This window comes from Ciceribacter sichuanensis, assembly GCF_024055605.1.
GTDB classification, from domain to species: domain Bacteria; phylum Pseudomonadota; class Alphaproteobacteria; order Rhizobiales; family Rhizobiaceae; genus Allorhizobium; species Allorhizobium sichuanense.
In genome coordinates this window covers 857315-880225 of the sequence record NZ_JAMXLX010000002.1, presented here as the reverse complement: position 1 = coordinate 880225, position 22911 = coordinate 857315, and the positions used below count along the sequence as shown (strand labels likewise).

General features: G+C 61.4%; 21 protein-coding genes. 12 read left to right on the top strand and 9 right to left on the bottom strand.

Annotation, left to right across the window (positions count from 1 at the left end):
- Positions 1-108: 108 nt before the first annotated feature.
- The 3 genes from NBH21_RS10485 to NBH21_RS10475 form a co-directional block, all read right to left on the bottom strand.
- Positions 109-1422 carry an ABC transporter substrate-binding protein gene (locus NBH21_RS10485; protein ID WP_250915556.1) on the bottom strand — a complete coding sequence of 438 codons (1314 nt, stop codon included), beginning with the start codon at positions 1420-1422 and terminating at the stop codon, positions 109-111.
- A gap of 154 nt (positions 1423-1576) precedes the next feature.
- A complete protein-coding gene (locus NBH21_RS10480) occupies positions 1577-2530 on the bottom strand; it encodes a sugar-binding transcriptional regulator (RefSeq protein WP_250915557.1) in 954 nt (317 codons plus the stop codon).
- A 69-nt stretch (positions 2531-2599) separates the two neighbouring features.
- Positions 2600-3271, bottom strand: a complete 672-nt coding sequence (locus NBH21_RS10475; protein WP_250915558.1) for a spermidine synthase — start codon at positions 3269-3271, stop codon at positions 2600-2602.
- A 654-nt stretch (positions 3272-3925) separates the two neighbouring features.
- Here NBH21_RS10475 and hpaR point away from each other — a divergent pair.
- The gene (gene hpaR / locus NBH21_RS10470; protein ID WP_250915559.1) at positions 3926-4465 is read left to right on the top strand and encodes a homoprotocatechuate degradation operon regulator HpaR; all 540 of its coding nucleotides are present in this window, start codon (positions 3926-3928) and stop codon (positions 4463-4465) included.
- Positions 4466-4583: 118 nt separating this feature from the next.
- The gene (locus tag NBH21_RS10465; RefSeq protein ID WP_250915560.1) at positions 4584-5054 is read left to right on the top strand and encodes a MarR family winged helix-turn-helix transcriptional regulator; all 471 of its coding nucleotides are present in this window, start codon (positions 4584-4586) and stop codon (positions 5052-5054) included.
- A 23-nt stretch (positions 5055-5077) separates the two neighbouring features.
- Here the strand turns inward: NBH21_RS10465 and NBH21_RS10460 are convergent, their stop codons facing one another.
- Together NBH21_RS10460 and NBH21_RS10455 are read right to left on the bottom strand one after the other, a co-directional pair.
- Positions 5078-6427 (bottom strand): sigma-54-dependent transcriptional regulator, encoded by a 1350-nt coding sequence (locus NBH21_RS10460; RefSeq protein WP_250915561.1) that lies wholly within the window; start codon positions 6425-6427, stop codon positions 5078-5080.
- 4 nt (positions 6428-6431) lie between these two features.
- Positions 6432-8243 carry a sensor histidine kinase gene (locus tag NBH21_RS10455; RefSeq protein ID WP_250915562.1) on the bottom strand — a complete coding sequence of 604 codons (1812 nt, stop codon included), beginning with the start codon at positions 8241-8243 and terminating at the stop codon, positions 6432-6434.
- 264 nt (positions 8244-8507) lie between these two features.
- Here NBH21_RS10455 and NBH21_RS10450 point away from each other — a divergent pair, with 264 nt between their 5' ends.
- Complete coding sequence (locus tag NBH21_RS10450; protein ID WP_250915563.1) at positions 8508-9839, top strand: dicarboxylate/amino acid:cation symporter; 1332 nt, start codon at positions 8508-8510, stop codon at positions 9837-9839.
- Positions 9840-9921: 82 nt separating this feature from the next.
- On the opposite strand, the gene NBH21_RS10445 is transcribed toward NBH21_RS10450, so the two are convergent.
- Positions 9922-10230, bottom strand: coding sequence for a ribbon-helix-helix domain-containing protein (locus NBH21_RS10445; RefSeq protein ID WP_250915564.1), 309 nt, complete (start codon positions 10228-10230; stop codon positions 9922-9924).
- A gap of 213 nt (positions 10231-10443) precedes the next feature.
- On the opposite strand from NBH21_RS10445, the gene NBH21_RS10440 reads away from it, so the two are divergent.
- The 3 genes from NBH21_RS10440 to NBH21_RS10430 all read left to right on the top strand — a co-directional run bounded on the left by NBH21_RS10440 (position 10444) and on the right by NBH21_RS10430 (position 13178).
- Positions 10444-10839 (top strand): VOC family protein, encoded by a 396-nt coding sequence (locus tag NBH21_RS10440; RefSeq protein ID WP_250915565.1) that lies wholly within the window; start codon positions 10444-10446, stop codon positions 10837-10839.
- Between the two features lie 131 nt (positions 10840-10970).
- Positions 10971-11501, top strand: a complete 531-nt coding sequence (locus tag NBH21_RS10435) for a gluconate 2-dehydrogenase subunit 3 family protein (RefSeq protein WP_250915566.1) — start codon at positions 10971-10973, stop codon at positions 11499-11501.
- Between the two features lie 105 nt (positions 11502-11606).
- On the top strand, positions 11607-13178 hold the full coding sequence (locus tag NBH21_RS10430; RefSeq protein ID WP_250915567.1) for a GMC family oxidoreductase: 1572 nt from the start codon (positions 11607-11609) through the stop codon (positions 13176-13178).
- Between the two features lie 217 nt (positions 13179-13395).
- On the opposite strand, the gene NBH21_RS10425 is transcribed toward NBH21_RS10430, so the two are convergent.
- A complete protein-coding gene (locus tag NBH21_RS10425; RefSeq protein WP_250915568.1) occupies positions 13396-14592 on the bottom strand; it encodes a ceramide glucosyltransferase in 1197 nt (398 codons plus the stop codon).
- Positions 14593-14796: 204 nt separating this feature from the next.
- On the opposite strand from NBH21_RS10425, the gene ung reads away from it, so the two are divergent.
- The 6 genes from ung (at position 14797) to NBH21_RS10395 (ending at position 20509) form a co-directional block, all read left to right on the top strand.
- Positions 14797-15501 carry a uracil-DNA glycosylase gene (ung, locus tag NBH21_RS10420; protein WP_250915569.1) on the top strand — a complete coding sequence of 235 codons (705 nt, stop codon included), beginning with the start codon at positions 14797-14799 and terminating at the stop codon, positions 15499-15501.
- A 173-nt stretch (positions 15502-15674) separates the two neighbouring features.
- Positions 15675-16961, top strand: coding sequence for an NAD(P)/FAD-dependent oxidoreductase (locus NBH21_RS10415; protein WP_280925012.1), 1287 nt, complete (start codon positions 15675-15677; stop codon positions 16959-16961).
- Between the two features lie 117 nt (positions 16962-17078).
- Complete coding sequence (locus NBH21_RS10410; RefSeq protein ID WP_250915570.1) at positions 17079-18506, top strand: aldehyde dehydrogenase family protein; 1428 nt, start codon at positions 17079-17081, stop codon at positions 18504-18506.
- 147 nt (positions 18507-18653) lie between these two features.
- A complete protein-coding gene (locus NBH21_RS10405) occupies positions 18654-19544 on the top strand; it encodes a DMT family transporter (RefSeq protein WP_250915571.1) in 891 nt (296 codons plus the stop codon).
- A 13-nt stretch (positions 19545-19557) separates the two neighbouring features.
- Complete coding sequence (locus NBH21_RS10400; protein ID WP_250915572.1) at positions 19558-19947, top strand: RidA family protein; 390 nt, start codon at positions 19558-19560, stop codon at positions 19945-19947.
- A gap of 163 nt (positions 19948-20110) precedes the next feature.
- Positions 20111-20509: a DUF1236 domain-containing protein gene (locus NBH21_RS10395; protein ID WP_250915573.1), complete on the top strand. Its 399-nt coding sequence runs from the start codon at positions 20111-20113 to the stop codon at positions 20507-20509.
- A gap of 82 nt (positions 20510-20591) precedes the next feature.
- Here NBH21_RS10395 and NBH21_RS10390 read toward each other — a convergent pair whose 3' ends face one another.
- Complete coding sequence (locus tag NBH21_RS10390; RefSeq protein ID WP_250915574.1) at positions 20592-21173, bottom strand: NAD(P)H-dependent oxidoreductase; 582 nt, start codon at positions 21171-21173, stop codon at positions 20592-20594.
- A 301-nt stretch (positions 21174-21474) separates the two neighbouring features.
- Positions 21475-22881, bottom strand: a complete 1407-nt coding sequence (locus NBH21_RS10385) for an FAD-binding oxidoreductase (RefSeq protein ID WP_250915575.1) — start codon at positions 22879-22881, stop codon at positions 21475-21477.
- Between the last annotated feature and the right edge of the window lie 30 nt (positions 22882-22911).

Sequence of the window (22911 nt, the reverse complement as noted above, 5' to 3'; positions counted from 1 at the left end):
CTGTCCGAAAAAGAGAAGCGGGAGGAGAGGGGTGGCTGACGCCGCCTCTTTCTATCCCGCTCCAGGCAGGCCGGACGCTCTCGTCGCCCGGCCCCAGTCCACGGGAGTTTACTTGATGTAGCCAGCCTTCATCATTTCGCGCTCGGTCAGCTGCTGGGCGCTTTTCAGTGCCTGATCGACGCTGACCTGACCTGCGAGTGCTGCCGAGAACTGCTGGCCGACGGCGGTACCGATGCCCTGGAATTCCGGAATGGCGACGAACTGCACGCCGACATAGGGAACGGGCTTGACCGAGGGGTTCTTCGGGTCGGCCGCGTTGATCGAGTCGAGCGTCATTTTCGCGAAGGGCGCTGCCTTCTGGTATTCCGGGTTTTCGTAGAGCGAGGTGCGCGTTCCCGGAGGAACATTGGCCCAGCCATCCTTGTCAGCGACCAGCTTCAGGTAGTCTTTGCCGGTTGCCCAGGAAATGAACTTCTCGGCGGCATCGGCTTTCTTGGTGCCGGCGGGAATGGCGAGGTTCCATGCCCAGAGCCAGTTGCCGCGCTTGCCGAGACCGGTGTCGGGAGCGAGTGCGTAGCCGACCTTGTCAGCGACCGTGGATTCCTTCGGGTTCGATACGAAGGAAGCAGCAACCGTCGCATCGATCCACATGCCGCACTTGCCGGTCTGGAAGAGCGCCAGGTTTTCATTGAAGCCGTTGGAGGAGGCGCCCGGAGGTCCTGCATCCTTCATCAGGTTGACGTAGAATTCGAGCGTGTTCTTCCATTCCGGCTGGTCGAACTGGGGTTTCCAGTTTTCGTCGAACCAGCGGGCGCCGAAGGCGTTGGAAGTGGCCGTCAGGAAGGCCATGTTCTCGCCCCAGCCGGCCTTGCCGCGCAGGCAGATGCCGTAGACCTCGTTGGCCTTGTCGGTCATTTTGCGGGCCGCATCGGCAATGAAGTCCCAGGTCGGAGCGTCGGGCATGGTCAGGCCCGCCTTCTCCATCAGGTCCTTGCGGTACATGACCATCGAACTTTCGCCGTAGAAAGGTGCTGCATAGAGCTTGCCGTCATCGCCGGTCAGGCCAGAGCGGATCGCCGGCAGGAGGTCGTTCACGTCGTAGTCTGCGCCGAGATTGTCGAGCGGCAGGAGCCAGCCCTGCTTGGCCCAGATCGGAACTTCATAGGTGCCGATCGTCAGGACGTCGAACTGGCCGCCCTTCGTGGCGATATCGGTCGTCACCTTCTGGCGCAATACGTTCTCCTCGAGCGTTACCCATTCGAGGTCGATGCCGGGATTTTTCGCCTTAAAGTCGTCCGTCAGCTTCTGCATGCGGATCATGTCGCCGTTGTTGACGGTGGCGATGGTGAGGGTTTCGGCGGAAGCCAGGCCAGCCATGGCCAATACCGAGCATGCGCCCAGCAAAATTGTCTTCAATGTCATATCTTCCTCCCAGAAGAAAAATGAGCATTCGCTTTGCTCGTGAGCAATTTCTCACTTTGTCGCGTGAAGAGTCAATGCGGATTCCATGCTGCGCCGCCGAAGATGACGGTTAAGTCTCTGCGTTAAAACGGGGAATTGTTGTTTTCAGGAGTGGTCAGGATTGCAGCAGGAAACGGGCTGCATCCTCGTCCGTGATGAGTGCATTGATATGGGCACCGCGCAATGCGGCGCGAATGGCGGCATGCTTTCGCCTGCCGCGGGCTAGTCCGATAACGCAGGAGGTGTCCCGCGATGGAAGCGGAATACTGGCCACCCGCTCGTTGACGGGGTTGTCGAGCAGCTTGCCGTCCGCATCGAAAGTCCAGCCGCAGATCTCACCTGTGGCACCGGCCTGCATGAGGCTTTCCACTTCCTGAGGTTGTAGGAAGCCGTCGAGCAGGAGAGGGGCCTGGGGGTCTATCTCACCAATGCCGACGAAGGTCACGTCGGCCCTGGTGCCGAGTGCGATGGTCGGCCGGACGAGCGCCTGCTGGTGCAGGAGGTCCCGCTCCGCGCGGGAGGAAACGAGCACCGGAAGCGGCATCGGGAAGTGGCGTGCCTTGATGGCGTCGGCCATGGAGAAGATGACGTTGTAATAGGCGGCCGAGCCGTCGGGGCTGATATTGCCGGTCAGCGACACGATGCGATGCTGCGGACACTCCATCGGCGACAATTGATCGACCGCGGCGCGCAGCGTACGTCCGGTACCCATGGCGATGATCAGCGGATCTGGCTGTTTCAGCCAGCGTTCGAGTTCGGCAGCACCAGCTTCCGCCACGCCGGTCGGGGCCGCATCGGATCCGGGATCGGTCGGAACGATCTCGACCTGACGCAGACCGTACTTCTGTTTCACCGCCTCGGCGAGTTCCATGCAGACGGCGATCGGATGGTCGAGCCGGACCTTGATCAGCTTTTCGGCGACGGAGAGAGAAACGAGGCGCTGGGCACTCTGGCGGGAAATGCCCATGGCGGCCGCGATCTCGTCCTGGGTCCGGCCGGCGACATAATAGAGCCAGCCGGCGCGGGCCGCGTCGTCAAGCCGTCCAAGATTGCCAGCTCTTTTCGCCATCGAAATCCTTTGCTCGATTTTGAGTAGCGTTGCAGCCGTTTGCTGTCAATTCGGCGGTTAGTCTGGAGGTTATCGCTTGCTCGCCAGCCAGATGACATGGCGAGCGCCGCCACGCTTGCCGTTGGCGCGTGTATTGACTTCCTTCACGGTAAAACCGCTGCCTTGCAGGCGGCGGGTGAAGCCTGCATTGGGCCCCGACGACCAGACGGCAAGCACGCCGTTCGCCCGAAGCGCGGTCTTCGACGCATTCAAGCCACCGAAATCGTAGAGGCCGTCATTCGAGGCGCGGGTCAGGCCATCCGGACCGTTGTCCACGTCCAGCATGATGGCGTCGAATTTGCCGGGCGAGGTACGGATCAGCGCGCCGACATCGCCTTCATGGACCCGCACACGGGGATCACCGAGGCTGCCCTTGAAAATCTCGGCCATCGGGCCGCGCGCCCAGGCGACGACAGCAGGCACGAGTTCGGCAACGGTAACCTCGGCATCATCGGGCAGGACGGCAAGAGCTGCGCGCAGGGTGAAGCCCATGCCCAGTCCGCCTATCAGGACCGCCGGACGTTTCTTGTCCTTGATATACTCGCAAGAAAGCGTGGCCAATGCTTCCTCTGAACCACTGAGGCGGCTGTTCATCAGCTCGTTGGTGCCGAGCATGATGGAGAATTCCGTTCCCCGCTGCTTGAGGCGCAATTCACCGCCGCCCGGAATGCTGGCGATATCGAGCTGCTTCCAGGGGATCATGCTGGTCTTTCTTTATATGTGCAGGAGTTTCGCGCTCTCCTATCACGAGCGCATGCAACACTTCAATCGAGCGATGTGATCAGGGGATGTGTGGGGTTGCTGCCATGCGCGTCAGCCAGCGGGCTTATTGGATGTCGGCCGAAGGAGCTGAAAAGAGCCTGGCCGGCGCGTTGTTGTTCCTGCGAATGCCGGCCGCTTTAAGCATGCCCCAAAAATGAGAAATGCCGGTAATGGCGTCCTCCCACGCCAACCGGCATTCTCCTCCCTCCCGGAGTTTGGAAGCCCCCTCCCGTCCGGCACCAAGTGCAGCAGACGGCCTCCTCGAGGGGTGAAAGCGAACTTAACAAGTTAATAAGATGATATCCGGGAGAGATTGTCAAGCGTCTGAATCGCAGAAATGCACTTTGATATTTAACGTGTTAATTATCTGTGGATAACGCGACCGTGATCTCGGGTATATATATTTGGTGGGGATGGGACAGGATGCGCAGTTGATCCGCGATATTGCCGTTGGATGGGTGTTCTTGCCGGTGGCAGGCAATGATTGGTATAGAGACGCCTAACAAAGGCTATATAAGTTATTCTTGAAATTATAAGAGGCCCACCGTCGCAGGCATGTCGATGCGACGACAGGGCCTCTGTGGGGACGGCATAATGGACAAATACGGCGAGGCTGACGATAGCCACAGGGATGGCAGCGCAAGCGCGCAACGATTGCGGCTGCGCCATTTCTCGCGTTCGATGCCGATGCTTCTGCTACGCGCTCGCGAATCGGTGATGAAACATTTCCGCAATGCACTGCGGATGTACGACATCACCGAGCAGCAGTGGCGCATCCTGCGGGCGCTGGTCACGGTGAAGGAAATCGAGGTAACGGAGTTGGCGCGCGCCACCTTCCTGCTCGGCCCGAGCCTCTCACGCATTCTGAAGGATCTCGAGGGCCGGCACCTGATCGAGCGCCATCCAGACGAAAACGACCTCAGGCGTGCCCGCATTTCGATCAGCGCGGCAGGCCTTGAACTCATAGAGAAGATGACCCGCCATTCCGACGAGATCTACGGCGAGATCATCAGCGCCTACGGAGCCGACCGCATGCGCGATCTACAGAAGCTTCTCGAAGAGCTGGAAACCGCCATGGCTCAGGTCGATGTCTCCGCGGTCGATGCTGCCGCGGGCTTCGTAGGTGACGATTGAGCGCGTCCGGTTCGGTTTTCATGCCTGTTGGCAAGTCGACACTCGCTGGCCTATGTAATCGCGATATCGAAAGCGTCGGCCCTCTGCCGGCTTTGTGGATGCGGCCGGGAAGGCGGCTATGAACATGTCCAAGATCGCGCAGATGCCGGGCCATCTCATTCGCCGCCTGAACCAGGTGGCCGTCTCCCTGTTTCTGGAGGAGGTGGGCAAGGGTGGCTACGACCTGACTCCCGTGCAGTACGCAGCGCTGGCCGAACTGGAGATCGCGCCCGGCATAGATCAGGCGACGCTTGCAGCGCGCATCGCCTATGACCGTGCGACCATCGGCGGTGTGGTCAATCGGCTCGTCGCCAAGGGACTTGTCGATCGCGACACCAGCAGCCGGGACCGCCGCGCCAAACAACTCTCGCTCACCGAGGAGGGCAAGCGCGTTCGGGCCGACATCGAGCCGCTGGTCGAGGAGGTGCAGCGGCGCATTCTCACCGGGCTTTCGGTAGGCGAGGGCGAAGTGCTGGTGAAGCTTCTGCAGAAGGCGGTGGAGGCCGGCAACGAGCACAGCCGTGCTCCGATGCGCAGCGACGAGGAATAGCGGCTTTCCGGTTTTCTTCGGGCTTATTCGTAGTCGGCGCGGTTGATGCCGTGCCGCTGGAGCTTGTCGTAGAAGGTCTTGCGGGGGATCTGCAGCGCCTCGATCGTGCGGCGCACGTCGCCTTCGTTCTCGATCAGCGCCGCGCGGATCAGTTCGGCTTCGTGCTGTTCCATCCGTTCGGGCAGGCTTGCATGACCATCCGACGGTATGGAGTCCGTGGCCGCGGCGGGTGTGGCCGGTTCGGCAAGGCCGAGCGCCACCCGCTCCGCATAATGGGCAAGTTCGCGCACATTACCCGGCCATGAATGGCTTGCAAGATGCTGGTGCACGGCAGAGGTCAAGGGCGGTACCTCTCGCCTGAAGCGCTCGGCGGCCCGGGCGAGAAAGTGGGAAAACAACAGCGGTATGTCGGCACGCCGCTCGCGCAGCGGCGGAATGGAAACGGTCACGACGTTGAGCCGATAGTAGAGGTCCTCGCGAAAATCGCCGCGCTCGGCCGGATTGCCGAGGTCGATCTTTGCCGCTGCAACGACTCTGAGATCGACCGGGCGGACCTCGTTGGTGCCGAGCGGGCTCACCTCGCGCATTTCCAGAACGCGCAGCATCTTCACCTGCGTCGCGACCGGCATGCTCTCGATCTCGTCGAGGAAAAGCGTACCGCCGCTTGCATGTTCGATCCGGCCGACGCGCTTCTTCTGGGCTCCGGTAAAGGCGCCGGCCTCGTGGCCGAACAGCTCGCTTTCGATCACCGTTTCCGGCAGCGCGCCACAATTCAGCGCGACGAAATTGCCGCTTCGCCTGCGGCTCCAGCGATGCAGCAGGGTGGCCACGACTTCCTTGCCGCTTCCGGTCTCGCCGGCGATCAGCACGTCGACATCGGTGTCGGCGATCTGGCGGAGTGTCTGGCGCAGGTGTTCCATGGCCGGCGTCTGGCCGATGAGCGGCAGGTCGTCGCGGCTTTCCTCCGCCGCCTGCCGCAGGGCGCGGTTCTCCATCACCAGACGGCGTTTTTCCACGGCGCGGCGCACGGTCTGCGCCAGCCGGTCCGCCGGAAACGGCTTGGCTATAAAGTCGTAGGCACCGTCATGCATCGCCTGCACGGCCATGGTGATGTCGCCATGGCCGGTGATCAGGATGACGGGCAGGTCCGGATCGATGGTCTTGATGCGGGCGAAAAGCTCCAGCCCGTCCATTCCGGGCATGCGGATATCGGTGACGACGATGGCCGGGGTTGCGGCTGAAAGCGCGCCGAGAGCCGATTGGGCGTTGGCATGATCCTCCACCGCGAAGCCGGCCAGTTCCAGTGTCTGCCGGGTGGCGCGGCGCAGGTCGGTGTCGTCGTCGATCAGGATGATGTCGGTCTTGTCCCGCATGGGCTCAGGCTCGTTTCAGGGTCACGGTGAAAGTCGTTCCGTTCGGGCCGCTGTCCACGGCAATGCGTCCGCCATAATCTCCGACGATGTCCTTGGAAATCACCAGCCCGAGGCCGAGGCCGCCTTCCTTGGAGGTGTTGAACGGCGTGAAAAGGCCCTTCAGTATTTCGGGCGGAATGCCGGGGCCGTTGTCGGAGACGACGATTGTCGCTTCTCCCTCGTCGCTTTCGCCGAGACGCACGACAATGTGTCCGTCGGCATTGCCGGCAATGGCTTCGAGGGCATTCTGGAAGAGGTTGATGAGCACCTGTTCCAGCCGCACGCGGCTGCCGAGCACACGGATATCCGTCGGAATGTCGGCGACGTGCAGCATGTCCAGTCGGCCGGAGAAGCGGCTTCTGAGGAGCAGAAGAGCACCGTCGACGACGGTCTTGAGCCCAACGGGTTCTGCCGCCGCGCGGCCCTTGCGGGCAAAGGTCTTGAGTTCGTCGGTAATCGTGCCGATCCGCTCGGTAAGCTTGGCGATGAATGCAAGGTTTTCAGCGGCCGGTTCGCTCTGGCCGCGCGAAAGGAAGGTGCCGGCATTGTCGGCATAGGCGCGGATAGTGGCCACGGGCTGGTTGATCTCGTGGGCGACGCCGGCTGCGACCTGACCGAGAATGGCGAGGCGGTTTGCCTGCACCAGTTCCTGCTGCACCTTCTGCAGCCGGGTCTCGGTGGCGTGGTGTTCCTCGATCTCGGTTTCCAGCCGGTCGCGGGCGAGGCTGAGTTCGCCGGTGCGTTCCTTCACCTTGCGTTCCAGTTCGTCTCTTGCTGCCCTTTCGGCCGCCTCTCGCTGGCGGGTGCGCTGCCAGCGGAAGAGCAGGAGGGCGCCAAGGCCGACCAGCGGCAGCAGTCCCGCAAGCGCCTGAAGGCGTCCCTGCAGAATGCCCGCGGTCAGCGCAATATCGGCAGGCACCAGCAGGTGCAGGCTCCAAGGCGTGCCGGGGACGGGCGAGGCGAGAGCCAGGAAACGCCCTGTCTTCTGCATTGCGGGTTCGTTGACATTCACCAGCGGTCGGCCGCCGGCCTGAAGCGGCGGCGCGATCGGCAGCATTCTGAGCGAGGCCTCGCCGAATTGCAGGCTTTCGCGGATGGCAGCGCGCTTTTCGGGAGGAATGGCCGTAATCGCTGAAAAGCGCCATTCCGGTCTGCTGGTAATCAGCACGATGCCGTTGCGGTCGGTCACGAAGGTCGGTTTGCCGGAGAGGCCCCAGTCCTTTTCCAGTCCGTCGAACTCCACCTTGACGACGACGACGCCGAGTGCCTTGCCGTTGCTGCCTTCTACGCGGCGGGAAAGATAAAGGCCCGGTCGCTTGCTCACCGTGCCGAGCGCATAGTGCTCTCCGCGTCCCGTCGCCATCGCCTGCTGGAAATATTCCCGGAAACTGTAGTCGTTGCCGATGAAGCTGTCGGTCTGCTGCCAGTTGCTGGCCGCGATAGCTATGCCGTTCGGCGGGATGACGTAGATGACGGCGGCCTGGCTATCCTCGACCAGCTTTTCCAGCTTGCGGTTGAGATGGGCGATTTCACCCTCGCTTCCCGTGAACAGGGCGCTGCGCAGTTCCGCGTCGTCGGCCAGTACAAGGGGCAGCGAGCGCGGGCGTTCCAGCACGGCCTGCAGCAGCGCGCTCTTCAGAGCCACGTCATTGCCGGCATCGTCCGCCAGCGCGACAAGCGCAGCCTCGCGGCCCACACGGCCCGCATAATAGGAGCCGGCCGCAAGGATGAGAGCCGCAACGAGGGCGAAGACGGCCCAGACGGTACGATCCTTCATTTTCAGTCTAGAAAACATCTTTTCACTGTGCGTCAAATCGCACGGAAAGCCAAGATGGCAGTGCGGAAAATCGCACTTTGTTGAATTTCACGACGATTTCGTGACTTCATAAGTCTATTTGAATCAATGGTTTGAATGACGTTTCACAATTCTGGCACGGGTCTTGCAATTTCGTAAACACAACGCTGAACCGTTGCTAACGTTCAAATCGCTGTGCCCGGGAGGCCGGAACTTGTTCCGACAGGGTACGAAACGGAGGACATCATGAATATCCCATCCGCGGCTCCGATTTCCGGGGCCAAGCAGCCTTTGTATAAGCATCTCTATGTCCAGGTTCTGGCGGCTATCATAGCCGGCATCCTGCTCGGCCATTTCTACCCGGATATCGGCACGCAGTTGAAGCCGCTCGGTGACGCCTTCATCAAGCTCGTCAAGATGATCATCGCGCCGGTCATCTTCCTGACGGTCTCTACCGGCATCGCCGGCATGACCGACATGAAGAAGGTCGGCCGCGTCGCCGGCAAGGCGATGCTCTACTTCATCACCTTCTCGACGCTGGCGCTGGTCGTCGGCCTGATCGTCGCCAACGTCATCCAGCCGGGCTCGGGCATGCATATCGATCCGGCCTCGCTCGACGCCAAGGCGGTCGCTTCCTATGCCGAAAAGGCGCATGACTCGACCATCGTCGGCTTCCTGATGAACATCATCCCGACGACCATCGTCGGCGCGTTTGCTGATGGCGACATTCTGCAGGTGTTGTTCTTCTCGGTGCTCTTCGGTATTTCGCTGGCGCTGGTCGGCGAACGCGGCCAGCCGGTCACCGACTTCCTGCATGCCGTCATCAATCCGATCTTCAAGCTGGTCGCCATTCTGATGAAGGCTGCCCCGATCGGCGCCTTCGGCGCGATGGCCTTCACCATCGGCAAGTACGGTATCGCATCGGTCGCCAACCTCGCCATGCTGATCGGCACCTTCTACCTCACCTCGATCCTGTTCGTGGTCGTGGTTCTCGGTGCGGTCGCCCGTTACAACGGCTTCTCGATCCTCTCGCTCATCCGCTACATCAAGGAAGAGCTGCTTCTGGTTCTCGGCACGTCTTCGTCCGAAGCCGCGCTGCCGGGCCTGATGAACAAGATGGAGAAGGCCGGCTGCAAGCGTTCGGTCGTTGGCCTGGTCATCCCGACCGGCTATTCCTTCAACCTCGACGGCACCAATATCTACATGACGCTTGCCGCGCTGTTCATCGCCCAGGCAACCGACATCCATCTGTCGCTCGGCGACCAGATCCTGCTGCTCGCCGTCGCCATGCTGAGCTCGAAGGGTGCCGCCGGCATCACCGGCGCAGGCTTCATCACGCTTGCCGCAACGCTCTCGGTCGTCCCGTCCGTTCCGGTTGCCGGCATGGCGCTGATCCTCGGCATCGACCGCTTCATGTCGGAATGCCGCGCTCTCACCAACTTCATCGGCAATGCGGTCGCGACCGTTGTCGTCGCCCGTTGGGAAGGTGAGCTGGACGAGCAGCTCTTCCATGCTGCCCTCGGCGGCGTCGTCTATGAGGATGAAGCCAAGCGTCCAGAGTTGCAGGCGGCGGAATGAACCGTTCGTTCGGTGCCGACCCAAGACGGCGACCGGATATGAAACGCGGCCCGACTTCGAAGCGGGCCGCGTTTTTTATTGCCTATTCCGCGGCGATGATGTGGAAGGTTTGGGGCGCGTCCGGATGCTGGGCCTTGCCCATCAGGTGGATCAGACAGCTTGTCCGCAGCAGCGAGGCGAAATTGGAGACCGTGCCGTTCCGCTCCAAGGCTTCGTCATAGAGTGTCGAGAGAAAACGCGAGGTCGACATCGACTGTCCCGCGGCGATCTCGTCGATCAGGTCCCAGAAGGCAGCCTCGATCTGGATGCTGGTCGAGTGGCCGCCGATCCTCACCGAGCGGTTGACTGCGCGGTAGCGGGCCGGATCCTGTCCGGCAAAGACTTCACACATGGCATGCTCCTCCGCGTCTCTTGTTTTGGGTCATTATGAGACCGGGCGCGATCCCGGTCAATTTCACAGATCGCCGTAATGCTTTGCCTCAAACGCAAAGAATACGAAAAAAACCACTCGAAATCATGGGTGCGGTAGTGGGCTGCTACCCGATTTGCCGCCGGCATAGGACACTCTTCAGCATTGATGATTTGCATGAACTAGGAGTTGCCCTTGGCGAAGATGATCCATTCGATGATCCGGGTGCTGGAAGAAGCTCGGTCCGTCGCGTTCTACGAACAGGCTTTCGGCCTGCAGATTGCCGAAAGACTGGATTTCGACACCTTCACGCTGGTTTATCTGAGCAATGCGGAAACGGAGTTCGAGCTCGAACTCACCGTCAACAAGGGCCGCGAGGAAGCCTATGATCTCGGCAATGGCTACGGCCATCTTGCCGTGAGCGTCATCGATCTCGATGCCGAGCACAAGCGGCTCACGGATCTCGGGCTCAACCCGAACAAGATCGTCGAGTTCAACCGCGATGGCGCGCTCTTCGCCCGCTTCTTCTTCATCACCGATCCGGACGGCTACAAGATCGAGGTTCTGCAGCGTTACGGACGTTTCAAGTGATCCGTGCCGCCGGAGGGTTGGAGGACCTTCCGGCAGCGCGTTGACATCGGGCGGCGCGTTCGCGCGCCGCTCCTGACGGACCGGAGGATGAGGGTCCGTCGATTGCCACAAGACCTTGGGAGGAGACTGACGTGGTAACGCTTTACGAAAAGACCAATGGGCTTTCGCGCCGTGACCTGCTGAAAACCGGGAGCGTGGGTGCGCTGTTCGTCATCAGCGGTTCGGCGGTGATCTGTCCGCAGGCGGCCTGGGCGCTCGAAGCCAAGGCCCTCAAGCCCGAAACCATGGCGACGTTGATCAAACTCGCTCGCGACATCTATCCGCACGATCAACTCGCCGACCGGTTCTATGCGATCGCCGTCAAGGGACAGGACGATCTCGCGGCAAAGGACCCCGCGCACAAGAAGCTGGTGGAGGAGGGCATCGCCGATCTCGACAAGCGCGCCGGCGCCGGCGGCTACTCCGGGCTTGGCTGGGAGGATGAGCGCGTGGCTATCCTGCGCGACATCGAGAAGACGCCCTTCTTCCAGGCGGTGCGGGGCGACCTCGTGGTCAGCCTCTATAACCAGAAGGAGCTTTGGCCGATCTTCGGCTACGAGGGCGAATCCTTCTCGAAGGGTGGCTATATCCACCGTGGCTTCGACGATCTCGAATGGCTCTGACGCCCCGATTGTAACCCGACGATGCAAGCCGCCCGAGGAGGCCCGCTGATAGCGGAGCGGCGGCGCATTGAGGACATTCCCGATTGATATTCCTGGGAGGAAACCATGGCAGCGCCTTATGATCTCAACGACGACAGCGTGGTCGTCATCATCGGTTCGGGTGCGGGCGGCGGAACGCTCGGCAACGAACTTGCCCAGAAGGGCATCGATGTCGTCGTTCTCGAAGCCGGAAACCGGATCGAGCACGAGGATTTCATCAACGACGAATGGGACAGTTTCGCCCAGCTCGCCTGGCTTGACCATCGCACCACCGGCGGCGGCTGGCGGGTGGCGAAGGATTTTCCCAATCTGCCGGCCTGGATCGTCAAGGCGGTCGGCGGCACCACAACTCACTGGGCGGGCGCCTCGCTGCGTTTTCAGGAACATGAGTTTAAGACGCTCACCCATTACGGCAAGGTGAAAGGCGCGAACCTTCTCGACTGGCCGATCACGCTTGCCGACCTTGAGCCCTATTACGCGAAGGCCGAGGACAAGATGGGCGTGACCCGCACCAATGGCATCGAGGGCCTGCCGGGGAGCAACAACTTCAAGGTCTTCAAGGCAGGCGCCGACAAGCTTGGCTATCAGGAGTGCCATACCGGACGGATGGCGATCAACTCCACCGACCGCGACGGCCGTGTCGGCTGTCAGCAGACGGGATTCTGTTTCCAGGGCTGCAAGTGGGGCGCCAAGTGGTCGACGCTTTACACCGAAATCCCGAAAGGCGAGGCGACCGGCAAGCTGGAAGTCAGGCCGAATTCCCATGTGGTGAAGATCGAGCATGACAAGTCCGGCAAGGTGACGGCGGTCGTTTATGCCGACAAGGACGGCAAGCTGCAGAGCCAGAAGGCCCGCATCGTCGCGGTCGCCGGCAATTCGATCGAAAGCCCGCGATTGCTGCTCAATTCGCATTCCTCGATGTTTCCGGACGGCCTTGCCAACTCGTCCGGTCAGGTGGGCAAGAACTACATGCGCCACACGACCGGCTCGGTCTATGCCGTGTTCGAGAAGCCGGTACACATGTATCGCGGAACGACGATGGCCGGCATCATCCGCGACGAAGCGAAGCACGATCCGTCGCGCGGCTTCGTCGGCGGCTACGAGTTGGAGACGCTGTCGCTCGGCATTCCGTTCATGGCGGCGTTCCTCGATCCCGGTGGCTGGGGGCGCTCGTTCACCTCGGCGATGGACCAATATGCCAATATGGCCGGCATGTGGATCGTCGGCGAGGACATGCCGCAGGAACAGAATGCGGTGAAGCTGCACAAGGAGCTCAAGGACAAGTACGGCATGCCGATCCCGGATGTCTGGTTCACCGACCATCCGAATGACGACGCCATGCGCAATCACGCCTACAAGCAGGGCATGGCGCTCTACGAAGCGGTCGGGGCAACCCGTTCCTTCCCGACCCCGCCTTATCCCTCGACCCACAATCTCGGCACCAACCGGATGAGTGAGAAGGCTCGGGATGGCGTGGTCAACAAGCATGGCCAGACCCACGACATCAAGAACCTGTTCATCTCTGATGGCAGCCAGTTCACGACGGGCGGCGCGGAGAACCCGACGTTGACCATCGTCACGCTGGCAATCCGGCAGGCGGAATATATCGCCGGGCAGATGGGCTCGGGCGTGATCTAAGGCTTGTTGCGCATAAGTGTGCACCGGTCTTGCGGCAGCGACATGCGATGAAGCACGGACTTCAAGCGTATGGAGCGAATCTGCAAGATTGCGACACGCTCTAAGGAAACCTCCCTGCGGGCGGGGGCGGGGCTTCGGCCTTGCCTCCGTTCGCAGTCATTCCGTTCGTGATGATATCAGGAGGCGGACCCGAACCAGATTCCCGGTCCCGCGGGGGTCAATTGCGGAACGCGGTCAGCGTTTTTGCCCGCTCGCGGGTCTTGTCCACCACGCGACGAAGGCGGGCCTTGGCGGATGATGTTTCGGCGTTCTCATCGGACGCCACCGTCATGGCATTGCCTCGCCAGACAAAGCCGTTTCCGAACCATGCCGCGATCCACAGAACCGGAAGCGCGATATCCCTCGCCACCGTGGCAGGCAGGCCAAGGATGCCCGTATGCCATCCGAAGCTTTTGTTGAGCAGGGTTTCGCCGCCATACCATGCGGCAAGGTAGAGGAGCGCGCTCAATGGCGAGCAGGTTCCGGTCGCTACGAGTGCTGTCAATGCGGCGAGCGGCAGGGCTGCGCCGGCAATGAGTTCGGGCACGAAATAGAGCGGGAAGGACGCGCGTCGCAGGCGAGCCCAGCGCAATTGCCGCTTCCACACCGAGGCGAGATCGCGGCGACCGAGCGGCTGGGGGAAGGGCTGCTTCACCAGCCGGACCTTGAGGCCCAGCCCGCGGATCAGGCCGGTTGTCGCCGCATCTTCCGCCACTTCCTCGCCGAGCCGCTCGAAGCCGCCGGCGCGGGCCATGATCTGGCGGTTGAGCAGCATGGTCTTGCCCTGGGCGAAGCCAAGGCCGATGGCATCGGCCAGCAACTGCCAGCGGGCCTGGAAGCTGTTCAGCCATGCGCATTCCAGTTCGGCGGCGAAGCCTTCCGGCGCGGAGCCGATGGGCGGCGAGCACACGGCTCCCGTGCCCGGAAGCCAGCGCGAGAAGAGCTGGCGGATATAGTCTTCCGGCATCAGCACGTTGCTGTCGGCCAGCACGATCCAGTCGTAGCGGGCGGATCGCCAACCCTTGATGACGTTATTGAGTTTCGGATTGACGCTGATCCTGTCGTCGCCGATCAGCAGGCGGGCGGGTATATGCGGATGCGACGCCATGCAGCGGCGGACGACCGCAATCGCCGGGTCGCTGGCGGTCGCGACGCAGAAGATGATCTCGTAATCCGGCCAGTCGAGGCGGAAGGTCGAATGGAGCGTCGATTCCAGATTGTTCTCCAATCCGCAGACGGGCCTGACGATGGTGACGGCGGGCAGGCGCGGAGGAAGAGGTTCCTCATGGCGCGTGCTTCTCCAGACAAGCACCAGAACGATGCTGGAGAGGTGGACAACAAGGGCTACCGCGCAGAACCATATCAGCAGAGTCATGGGACAACCTCACCGTGGAAGGTTCCGCATAGCACCGGCTTGTGACAGTTTGGCAAAGCTGCCTGTGACTGATTTCGTTGGGGATCATTGGCGCTGCGGTGGATGGTCGGGGAGGTTTCGCCGGACTGGCAAGTTGCGGGATTGACAGGGCGGTCTTTCGGCTTTCAATCACTTCCGATCGAAACGCAGCACGGTGGTATCGCAATGACTTCATCGGATGTCAGGCTGGAAGAGAGCTGGAAGCGGGTGCTGGGGCCGGAGTTCCAAAGCCCTTACATGCAGCAGCTCAGGGAGTTCCTGCTGGCGGAGAAGGCGAGCGGCAAGCGCATCTTCCCCAAGGGTAACGAATATTTCCGCGCTCTCGACCTGACGCCGCTCCAGAATGTCCGGGTGGTCATTCTCGGTCAGGATCCCTATCACGGCGCGGGTCAGGCCCATGGTCTCTGCTTCAGCGTGCAGCCCGGCGTCCGCACTCCTCCGTCGCTGGTCAATATCTACAAGGAAATGGCGACCGATCTCGGCATCGAGCCGGCCCGTCATGGCTTTCTCGAAAGCTGGGCGCGGCAGGGCGTGCTCCTGCTCAACAGCGTGCTGACGGTGGAGGAGGCGCGGGCCGCCGCGCATCAAGGGCATGGCTGGGAGCGCTTCACCGATGCCGTCATCCGGGCGGTCAACGACGAATGCGAAAACGTCGTCTTCATGCTTTGGGGTTCCTATGCGCAGAAGAAGGCTGCCTTCGTAGACCGGCAGCGCCATCTGGTGTTGAAGGCACCGCATCCATCGCCGCTTTCGGCCCATAACGGCTTCTTCGGCTGCCGGCATTTCTCCAAGGCCAACGACTTCCTGAAATCCCGTGGGCTGGAGCCGATCGACTGGCGTCTTCCGGAGCGTGTGGACATCGCGCAATAGAGCATTTTCCGGCGAGAACGTATCTGCCATCAATGCTCTATCTTCCTGCTTCGAAACCGGCCTTGCCCGGCCGCTGTTGATAGGGTGCATGCTCCCTAAAAATCTATTGATTTTGGAAAATGCCGCGTTCAGTCTGCGCGGCGGCTATTTAGTATATTTTCAGGATATTGGTTATGGTGCCCTCGCGGTTTTCCTGCCCGGTGTGGAGACGGCCCGATCGTGACCGGATTGTTGTTACGCCAGTCGGCTCGCGTGAGGTGGTCGACCTTGTCATCGTGGGCGCGGGTTTTCAGGGTCTTTCAACTGCGCTTGCCGCAGCCCGCAGCGGGATGGTCGTCAGGGTCGTGGAGGCCCGCGACATCGGCGAGGGGGCTTCCGGGCTCAATGGCGGACAGGTCATTCCCGGTCTCAAATACGATCCCGAATGGCTGATCGCCCGCTTTGGTGAGGAGAAGGGCGAGCGGCTGATCGATTTCGCTTCACGTACGGCCGACGCCGTCTTCGCTCTCATCGAAGGCGAGGGGCTTGATGTCGAGCACTTGCGTAACGGCTGGATACAGGCCGCGCACACCCACACGGCGATGGGCAATGCCGAGGAGCGCAACAGGCAGTGGCGAGCACGGGGGGGCGACGTGACGCTGCTCAATGCATCCGATATCGCCCTGATGACTGGCGCACACGGCTATCTGGGCGGCTGGCTCGACCGGCGCGCCGGTGTCATCAATCCGCTTGCTTTCGTCTGCGAACTCGCGCGTCTCGCGGTTGCTGCCGGTGTCCGCATCGCTACGGGAGAGACCGCGACTGGGCTTCGTCAGGAAAGCGGCGCCTGGACGGTTTCGCTGTCCGGCGGACAGTCGATTTCGGCCCGCACCGTTCTGCTGGCGACCAACGCCTATTCCGGTCGTCTGGTGCCGGGGCTTGCCCAGAGCCTGGTGCCGCTGCACTCCTTCCAGATCGCCACCGCGCCGCTGAGCGAAGCGCAGCAGGAAGCGATCCTGCCTCATGGGCAGGCAGTTTCCGACAGCCGGCGCATCCTCGTCTATTATCGCAAAAGCCCGGATGGCCGGCTTGTACTCGGCGGGCGAGGGCGAATGTCCGAGCCGAAGAGTGAGGAGGACTGGGCGCATCTGCAGCGCGCGATGCTGCGCCTCTTCCCCGCTCTCGGCGATATCTCGATTGCCCACAGATGGTTCGGCCGGGTGGCCGTGACACCAGATCATCTCCCCCACGTTCACGAGCCGGAAAAAGGCCTGCTGATGGTTGCCGGCTGTCAAGGGAGGGGTGTCGGCTTGATGACTGCGATAGGGCCGCGCCTTGCGAAGTATATCGAGACAGGCGACCGGACGGCCCTGCCTTTCCCCGTCTCCGCCATTCATCCGATTCCGTTTCACGGCCTTCGGCAAATCGGCGTGGCGGCGACAATCGCCTGGTATCGCCTGCTGGACGGTCTGGAGAAGTAACCCCGTACATCGTTGAATATTTGCGCCGCCTGTGACGCGATCTTCTTGCGGTCGACTTTGCCTTGAAGGATAGTTCGCCGCGACAAACCCGCCCCACTTCCTTCCAAGGAGCCTTGCATGTCCAATCACCTGAAATTTTTCATTGACGGCGTGTGGGTCGATCCCGTCGTGCCTGCGGTTCTGGATGTGATCGATCCCTCGACCGAAGAGGCTTACACGCAGATTTCCGTGGGTTCCAAGGCGGATGTGGACAAGGCCGTAGCCGCTGCAAAGACGGCATTCGCCTCCTTCTCGCTGTGGTCGGTGGCCGAGCGGCTGGCGCTGCTGAAGAAGGTTCTCGAAGTCTATAACGAACGGTTCGAGGACATCGCCCAAGCCGTCAGCCAGGAGATGGGCGCGCCGCTTTCCTTCGCCCGCGAAGCGCAGGCCTGGGCTGGCCGCGCGCACATGGAATCCACCATAGCCGCACTCGAAACCTATGAGTTTTCCGAGAAGCGCGGCAGCACCACGGTGGTCAAGGAGCCGATCGGCGTCTGCGCGCTGATCACGCCGTGGAACTGGCCGCTCAACCAGATCGTCTGCAAGGTCGCGCCTGCCATCGCCGCCGGCTGCACCGTCGTGTTGAAGCCGTCCGAAATCGCGCCGATCTCCGGCGTCGTCTTCTCCGAGGTGATGGAAGCCGCAGGCGTGCCGAAGGGCGTCTACAACATGGTGCAGGGTAACGGCCCCGATGTCGGTCAAGTCATGGCCGGTCATCCCGATGTCGACATGGTTTCCTTTACCGGTTCCACCCGCGCTGGCATCATCGTCGCCAAGACGGCTGCCGATACGGTCAAGCGCGTGGCGCAGGAGCTCGGCGGCAAGTCGGCTAACATCATCCTGCCGGATGCAGACTTTGAAACGGCGGTGCGCAAGGGTGTTCAGGGCTGCTTCGGCAATTCTGGCCAGTCCTGCGATGCGCCGACCCGAATGCTGGTTCCTGCCGATCGTCATGATGAAGCCCTCGGCTACGCGAAATCGGAAGCGGAGACCTTCGTGGTTGGCGATCCGCGTTCGGAGGAAACCGTGCTCGGCCCGGTGGTCAGCCAGCTGCAGTTCGACAAGATCCAGCGCCTGATCGAAGCCGGCATTAAGGAAGGCGCCACGCTGGTGGCCGGCGGCCTAGGACGTCCGGAAAACCTCAATCGTGGCTACTACGTTCGCCCAACGGTCTTCGGTAACGTGACCAACGACATGACCATCGCGCGCGAAGAGATCTTCGGGCCAGTGCTGTCGATCCTGCCCTACAAGGATGAGGAAGAGGCTGTAACCATCGCCAACGATACCGTCTACGGGCTTGCGGCCTATGTGCAGTCGCAGGATATCGCCCATGCCCGCAAGGTGGCCGCCCGCATGCGGGCGGGGTCTGTCTACCTCAACTATCCTGAGTGGGACACATTCGCGCCTTTCGGCGGCTACAAGCAGTCCGGCAACGGCCGCGAATATGCGGACTGGGGCATTCACGACTTCCTCGAAATCAAGGGCATCGTCGGCTACGGCGACTGAACCTCGACCTGATCCATCGCCAAACGGAAGGCTCGCGGTCGAAGCGAGCCTTTCTCATTCCGCGACTGAAAGCGCCGCAGCCTGAGCTTGTGGCGGTCTTGCGGTCGCGATACTCCTTGCCGCATTCTCGTTCATACCGGTTTCTCCATGACCCTCGACGACCCCCGTCAATATCGTCTCGGCGTGTTGTATGTCGCGATATCCGCGCTCGCCTGGTCGACCTCCGGTCTGTTCATCCGCACGATCACGGCCGATCTGATGACCATGCTGTTCTGGCGTGGCCTCGTGTCGGGCAGCTGCGTGCTGATGCTGTTCTTCTACATGGAGCGCGGCGCGGCGCTGACGATTCTGAAGCGCATGCGTGCGCCGTCGTTCATGGCGATGTTCTTTTCCGCCGTCAGCATGATCTCCGGCATCGGGTCGATGTATTACACGTCCGTTGCCGATGCGATGGTGATCTATGCCACCGTACCCTTCGTGACGGCCGGCGTTGCCTATCTGTGGATCGGCGAGAAGGCGACACGCGCAACCCTGATCGCCAGCGCCGTTGCGATCTGCGGCGTGCTGGTCATGCTGGTCGACAGCGGTGGCGAGTCCGGTGGCCTTCTCGGCAAGGGGCTTGCCGTCGTCATGACGATTTCCGTCGCCGCTCTGGCAACTGTGATGCGAAAATATCGTGGCGTGCCGATGCTTCCGGCGATGGCGGGATCCGCCTGGCTCTGTTCACTGATGACTTTTTCGTTCGCGGCGCCTCTTTCTGTCAGCGCCAGTGATATGGGTCTTATCGTTGTTTTCGGCATCGTGCAGAATGCGTTCGGCCTGATCCTCTATACCGCCGGTTCGCGCCGGGTTCCCGCTGCCGATGCCAGCCTGTTGACCTCGCTGGAGGTGCCGCTGACGCCGCTGTGGGTCTGGCTGATCCTGGGCGAGACGCCTTCGGCAGCAACCATGATTGGCGGCCCCATCGTGCTCGCGGCGCTGTTCGGCCATATCTTCCACGAGGTCCGGCGTGATCGGACCGTTGTCGTCGCGAGTTAAAGGAGAGTGTCTCATGAAACGGGTCTTCAATCCGTCATCCGTCCGTGCCCCGTTCGGTAATTATAATCATGGTCTGCTGGTGCCGCCCGGCGCGAGCCTGCTGGTGACATCAGGTCAACTGGGAATCGGCGTCGATGACAGCATTCCGGCCGATGTCACAGGTCAGGCGGAACTCTGCTTCGAGGCGATCAAAGCGATCCTCGACGATGCCGGTATGACCTTCGCCGACGTGATCCGCATTTCCGGCTTCGTGACAAAGCGCGAGGACTTTGCCGCCTACATGGCAGTGCGGGACCGCTACACGCTGGAACCAAAGCCGGTTTCCACGTTGATCGTGGTCGGTGGCTTTACTCGCGCGGACTTTCTTGTTGAGGTTGAAGTGACCGCCGCAAAGGTATTTTAAGAAAATTTTGGCCCGTCCCATCGTGGAAACCTCACGTTGGGAGCTGAGTTTAATAAAAAACGTTAAGTGTCCTGCCTGTTTCTCGGGGGATATATAGCAGGAACAAAGTCTGGTGGTTCGGGTTGTTTTGTCATTGGCATGACAGAAACGAAAGGAACTCGCCATGACCATGAAGATTATAGCCGTAACTGCGGTACTCCTTGCGTCTGTATCAGCGCCTGCCTTCGCGCAGGAAGGTGCATTGACGGGTGCAGCAGGCGGAGCCGTGACCGGCGCGATCGTTGGTGGTCCGGTGGGCGCGGCCGTGGGCGGTGTCGTCGGCGCTGTTGCCGGCACTGCGATCGATCCCCCGCCGGAGCGTGTTGTCACCTACATTCAGGAACAGCCGGTACCGCCGCAGCCAATCATTATCCAGCAGCCGATTGCCGTGGGTGAGCCGTTGCCGCCCGACGTCGTGCTGACTCCGGTGCCGGAAGACCCGAGCTATGCCTATGCGATGGTGAACGAGCATTGGGTCATCGTCGACCCTGAAAGCTATGTGGTCGTTCAGGTACTTCCCTGACGCGGGCCAACGGCCACGAGAGGGATCGAACGTTGAGCGAGGCGGGCCGGAAAAGATGCGGCCCGCCTTTGCATTCAAAGGTTCAGAACCGCTCCATCTGGTGTTTCACCTTGGCAAGGAAGGCGGCTCTCGTTTCGTCCGTGCAGTTGTTCATGTCGTAATGGGCGAGGTATTTCACCGGCGCACCGATCTTGATCTGGGCGCGCAGGACGCGCGTGACGATCTTCTTCGGCGGATTGCCGACCACGAATGCCCGCCACGGAGTGGCGCCGTAAGTCATGACGGCGGCCAACTTTCTGATATGCCGAAGCGTGGGCGTCAACTTGCCATCCTGGAGGTCGAAGGACACACCCATGAGCCAGACCCGGTCGAAATAGCCCTTGAGCATTGCCGGAAAGCCGAAGTTCCAGACGGGGGTGACGATCACCAGCCCCTCGGCGGCCTTCAGCCGCTCGACATGGCTTTTCACCAGAACCATGTTTTCGGGATAGTCGTGATAGACGCGGCGGTCATGGGCGGACAGCACCGGGTCGAAACCTTCCTCGTAGAGATTGCAACCGTCGACTTCGTGGCCGGCCTTCGTCAGGCTCTCGCAGGTCTGACGGTAAAGCGCCCGGCCATAGCTTTCATCGAGGGGGTGGGAATGCAGAACAAGTACGCGCATAGTCTGGAAAGCTCCATGTCTTGGCCCGACGAAAAGGTTTCGCCGGGCGTCGATTGAAATTTTTCCGCGCCGTTTGTCCCGATGACGGGAGGCCCGCCGCCATAGCCGGTCCTGTCATCACCATGGTCTGTTCCATGCACCTGAGGCAATCGTCTCGCCCCGGCCGGGAGTACCTTCGGAAGTTCTGTTGATCTAGGGCATCGGCGGAAACGGAGTTACCGTCGATGCGCTATCTCTTTGTTTTTACGCAATTCCGAACGCAAACCGCTTCGCACTTTTGCTGGAATTGCTTCAGGCGGTATCAGGCCTCCATGAAAGACTGAAGACCCGGGAAGAGGTAGTTCTTGCCGGACTTGAAGTCGAAGTCGGGGTTGTCCCAGGCAATCATCTTGCCGGGGTTCAGGAGGCCCTTCGGATCGGTCTCCTTCTTGAAGGCGAGCTGGACGGTGTCGGTCTGCTTCATGCCGCCTTCTTCCAGCGTATAGCGATGCGGGTTGAAGATCGGGCAGCCGTTGTCCTCGTGGATCTTGATGATCTCCTCGAGCCGCTCTTCCGTGGTGTAACGGACCAGCGGCAGGCCGGAGCACTGGATGGCGCCGTCGAACTTGATGAATTCGAGATGGCTGATGACCTCGTCGCCGAAGATCTTCACCAGCTTGCCGACCTTCTCGACGTGGTCGGGACCGGGATACTGGACCTGCAGATAGGTGATGCCGGGGTCGACCTTCAGGGCGCGAAGGGTCGTGTGGTTCCAGGCGAGTTCATAGGCATGCGGGATGCCCTTCATGCTCTCGACCTTGTCGGAACGGAAGCGGATGTCGCCCTTCATCTTCTCGGCATAGGCAACGAGCGGTGCCATGGAGTGCGGCGCGACCATCAGGACGACGACGGACTGGCCTTCCTTCAGCCACGGCTTGTGGCGGGTGAAGTACTCATACGGGATCGGGGCGGAGATCGGGGCCACTTCCTTGAGCAGGATGCCGTTGCGATGGGTCAGCGCGTCGGCGAAGCGGACGGCGTCCATATAGTCGTCGTAACCGATGACGACATCGACCCAGTCATAGGCGGGCGCCAGCGGCATTTCGACTTCGGTGATGATGCCGTTGGTGCCGTAGGCATGGCTGACCTTCTGCAGGTCCCAGGCGGACAGCTCCAGAACGCGCGGTTCGGCTTCCATGGTAACGACGCGCAGGCGCAGGATGTTGCCGAGATCGCGCAGCCCGCCCCAGGTGATGGAGCCGACGCCGCCGGAGCCGCCGGCGATGAAGCCGGCAAGGGTCGCCGTGCCGGTGGTCGACGGATGGAAGCGCAGTTCCTGGCCGGAATGGGCCTTGGTCTGGCGATCCAGTTCAGCGGTGATGATGCCGGGTTCGGCGATCACGCGGCCGGGATGGATCTCCTTGATCCTGTTCATGTTCAGGAGGTTCAGGACGATGCCGCCCGAAAGCGGCATGGCCTGGCCGTAATTGCCGGTGCCGCCGCCGCGAGGGGTAACGGGCACGCCGTGGGCATAGGCCACCTTCAGCGTGCGGATCACTTCCTCTTCCGTCTTTGGCGAGACAATGAGGTCGGCTGTCACGTTGTCGAGCTGCGCTTTCAGGATTGGCGAATACCAATAGAAGTCGCGGCTCTTCTGCTTGACGAGCGCCGGGTTGTCCTCGACGGCGATCCCTTCGAGTTCTTGTCTGATCTGCTGGTAGTCAGGCACGGTCGGTCTCCAGATTCTTGAACTGCATGA

Excerpts from the sequence above, each read along its gene's own strand:
- NBH21_RS10485 (WP_250915556.1), bottom strand. The coding sequence starts at position 1,422 with ATGACATTGAAGACAATTTTGCTGGGCGCATGCTCGGTATTGGCCATG.
- NBH21_RS10480 (WP_250915557.1), bottom strand. The coding sequence starts at position 2,530 with ATGGCGAAAAGAGCTGGCAATCTTGGACGGCTTGACGACGCGGCCCGC.
- NBH21_RS10475 (WP_250915558.1), bottom strand. The coding sequence starts at position 3,271 with ATGATCCCCTGGAAGCAGCTCGATATCGCCAGCATTCCGGGCGGCGGT.
- hpaR (WP_250915559.1), top strand. The coding sequence starts at position 3,926 with ATGGACAAATACGGCGAGGCTGACGATAGCCACAGGGATGGCAGCGCA.
- NBH21_RS10465 (WP_250915560.1), top strand. The coding sequence starts at position 4,584 with ATGAACATGTCCAAGATCGCGCAGATGCCGGGCCATCTCATTCGCCGC.
- NBH21_RS10460 (WP_250915561.1), bottom strand. The coding sequence starts at position 6,427 with ATGCGGGACAAGACCGACATCATCCTGATCGACGACGACACCGACCTG.
- NBH21_RS10455 (WP_250915562.1), bottom strand. The coding sequence starts at position 8,243 with ATGAAGGATCGTACCGTCTGGGCCGTCTTCGCCCTCGTTGCGGCTCTC.
- NBH21_RS10450 (WP_250915563.1), top strand. The coding sequence starts at position 8,508 with ATGAATATCCCATCCGCGGCTCCGATTTCCGGGGCCAAGCAGCCTTTG.
- NBH21_RS10445 (WP_250915564.1), bottom strand. The coding sequence starts at position 10,230 with ATGTGTGAAGTCTTTGCCGGACAGGATCCGGCCCGCTACCGCGCAGTC.
- NBH21_RS10430 (WP_250915567.1), top strand. The coding sequence starts at position 11,607 with ATGGCAGCGCCTTATGATCTCAACGACGACAGCGTGGTCGTCATCATC.
- NBH21_RS10425 (WP_250915568.1), bottom strand. The coding sequence starts at position 14,592 with ATGACTCTGCTGATATGGTTCTGCGCGGTAGCCCTTGTTGTCCACCTC.
- ung (WP_250915569.1), top strand. The coding sequence starts at position 14,797 with ATGACTTCATCGGATGTCAGGCTGGAAGAGAGCTGGAAGCGGGTGCTG.
- NBH21_RS10415 (WP_280925012.1), top strand. The coding sequence starts at position 15,675 with ATGGTGCCCTCGCGGTTTTCCTGCCCGGTGTGGAGACGGCCCGATCGT.
- NBH21_RS10410 (WP_250915570.1), top strand. The coding sequence starts at position 17,079 with ATGTCCAATCACCTGAAATTTTTCATTGACGGCGTGTGGGTCGATCCC.
- NBH21_RS10405 (WP_250915571.1), top strand. The coding sequence starts at position 18,654 with ATGACCCTCGACGACCCCCGTCAATATCGTCTCGGCGTGTTGTATGTC.
- NBH21_RS10400 (WP_250915572.1), top strand. The coding sequence starts at position 19,558 with ATGAAACGGGTCTTCAATCCGTCATCCGTCCGTGCCCCGTTCGGTAAT.
- NBH21_RS10395 (WP_250915573.1), top strand. The coding sequence starts at position 20,111 with ATGACCATGAAGATTATAGCCGTAACTGCGGTACTCCTTGCGTCTGTA.
- NBH21_RS10390 (WP_250915574.1), bottom strand. The coding sequence starts at position 21,173 with ATGCGCGTACTTGTTCTGCATTCCCACCCCCTCGATGAAAGCTATGGC.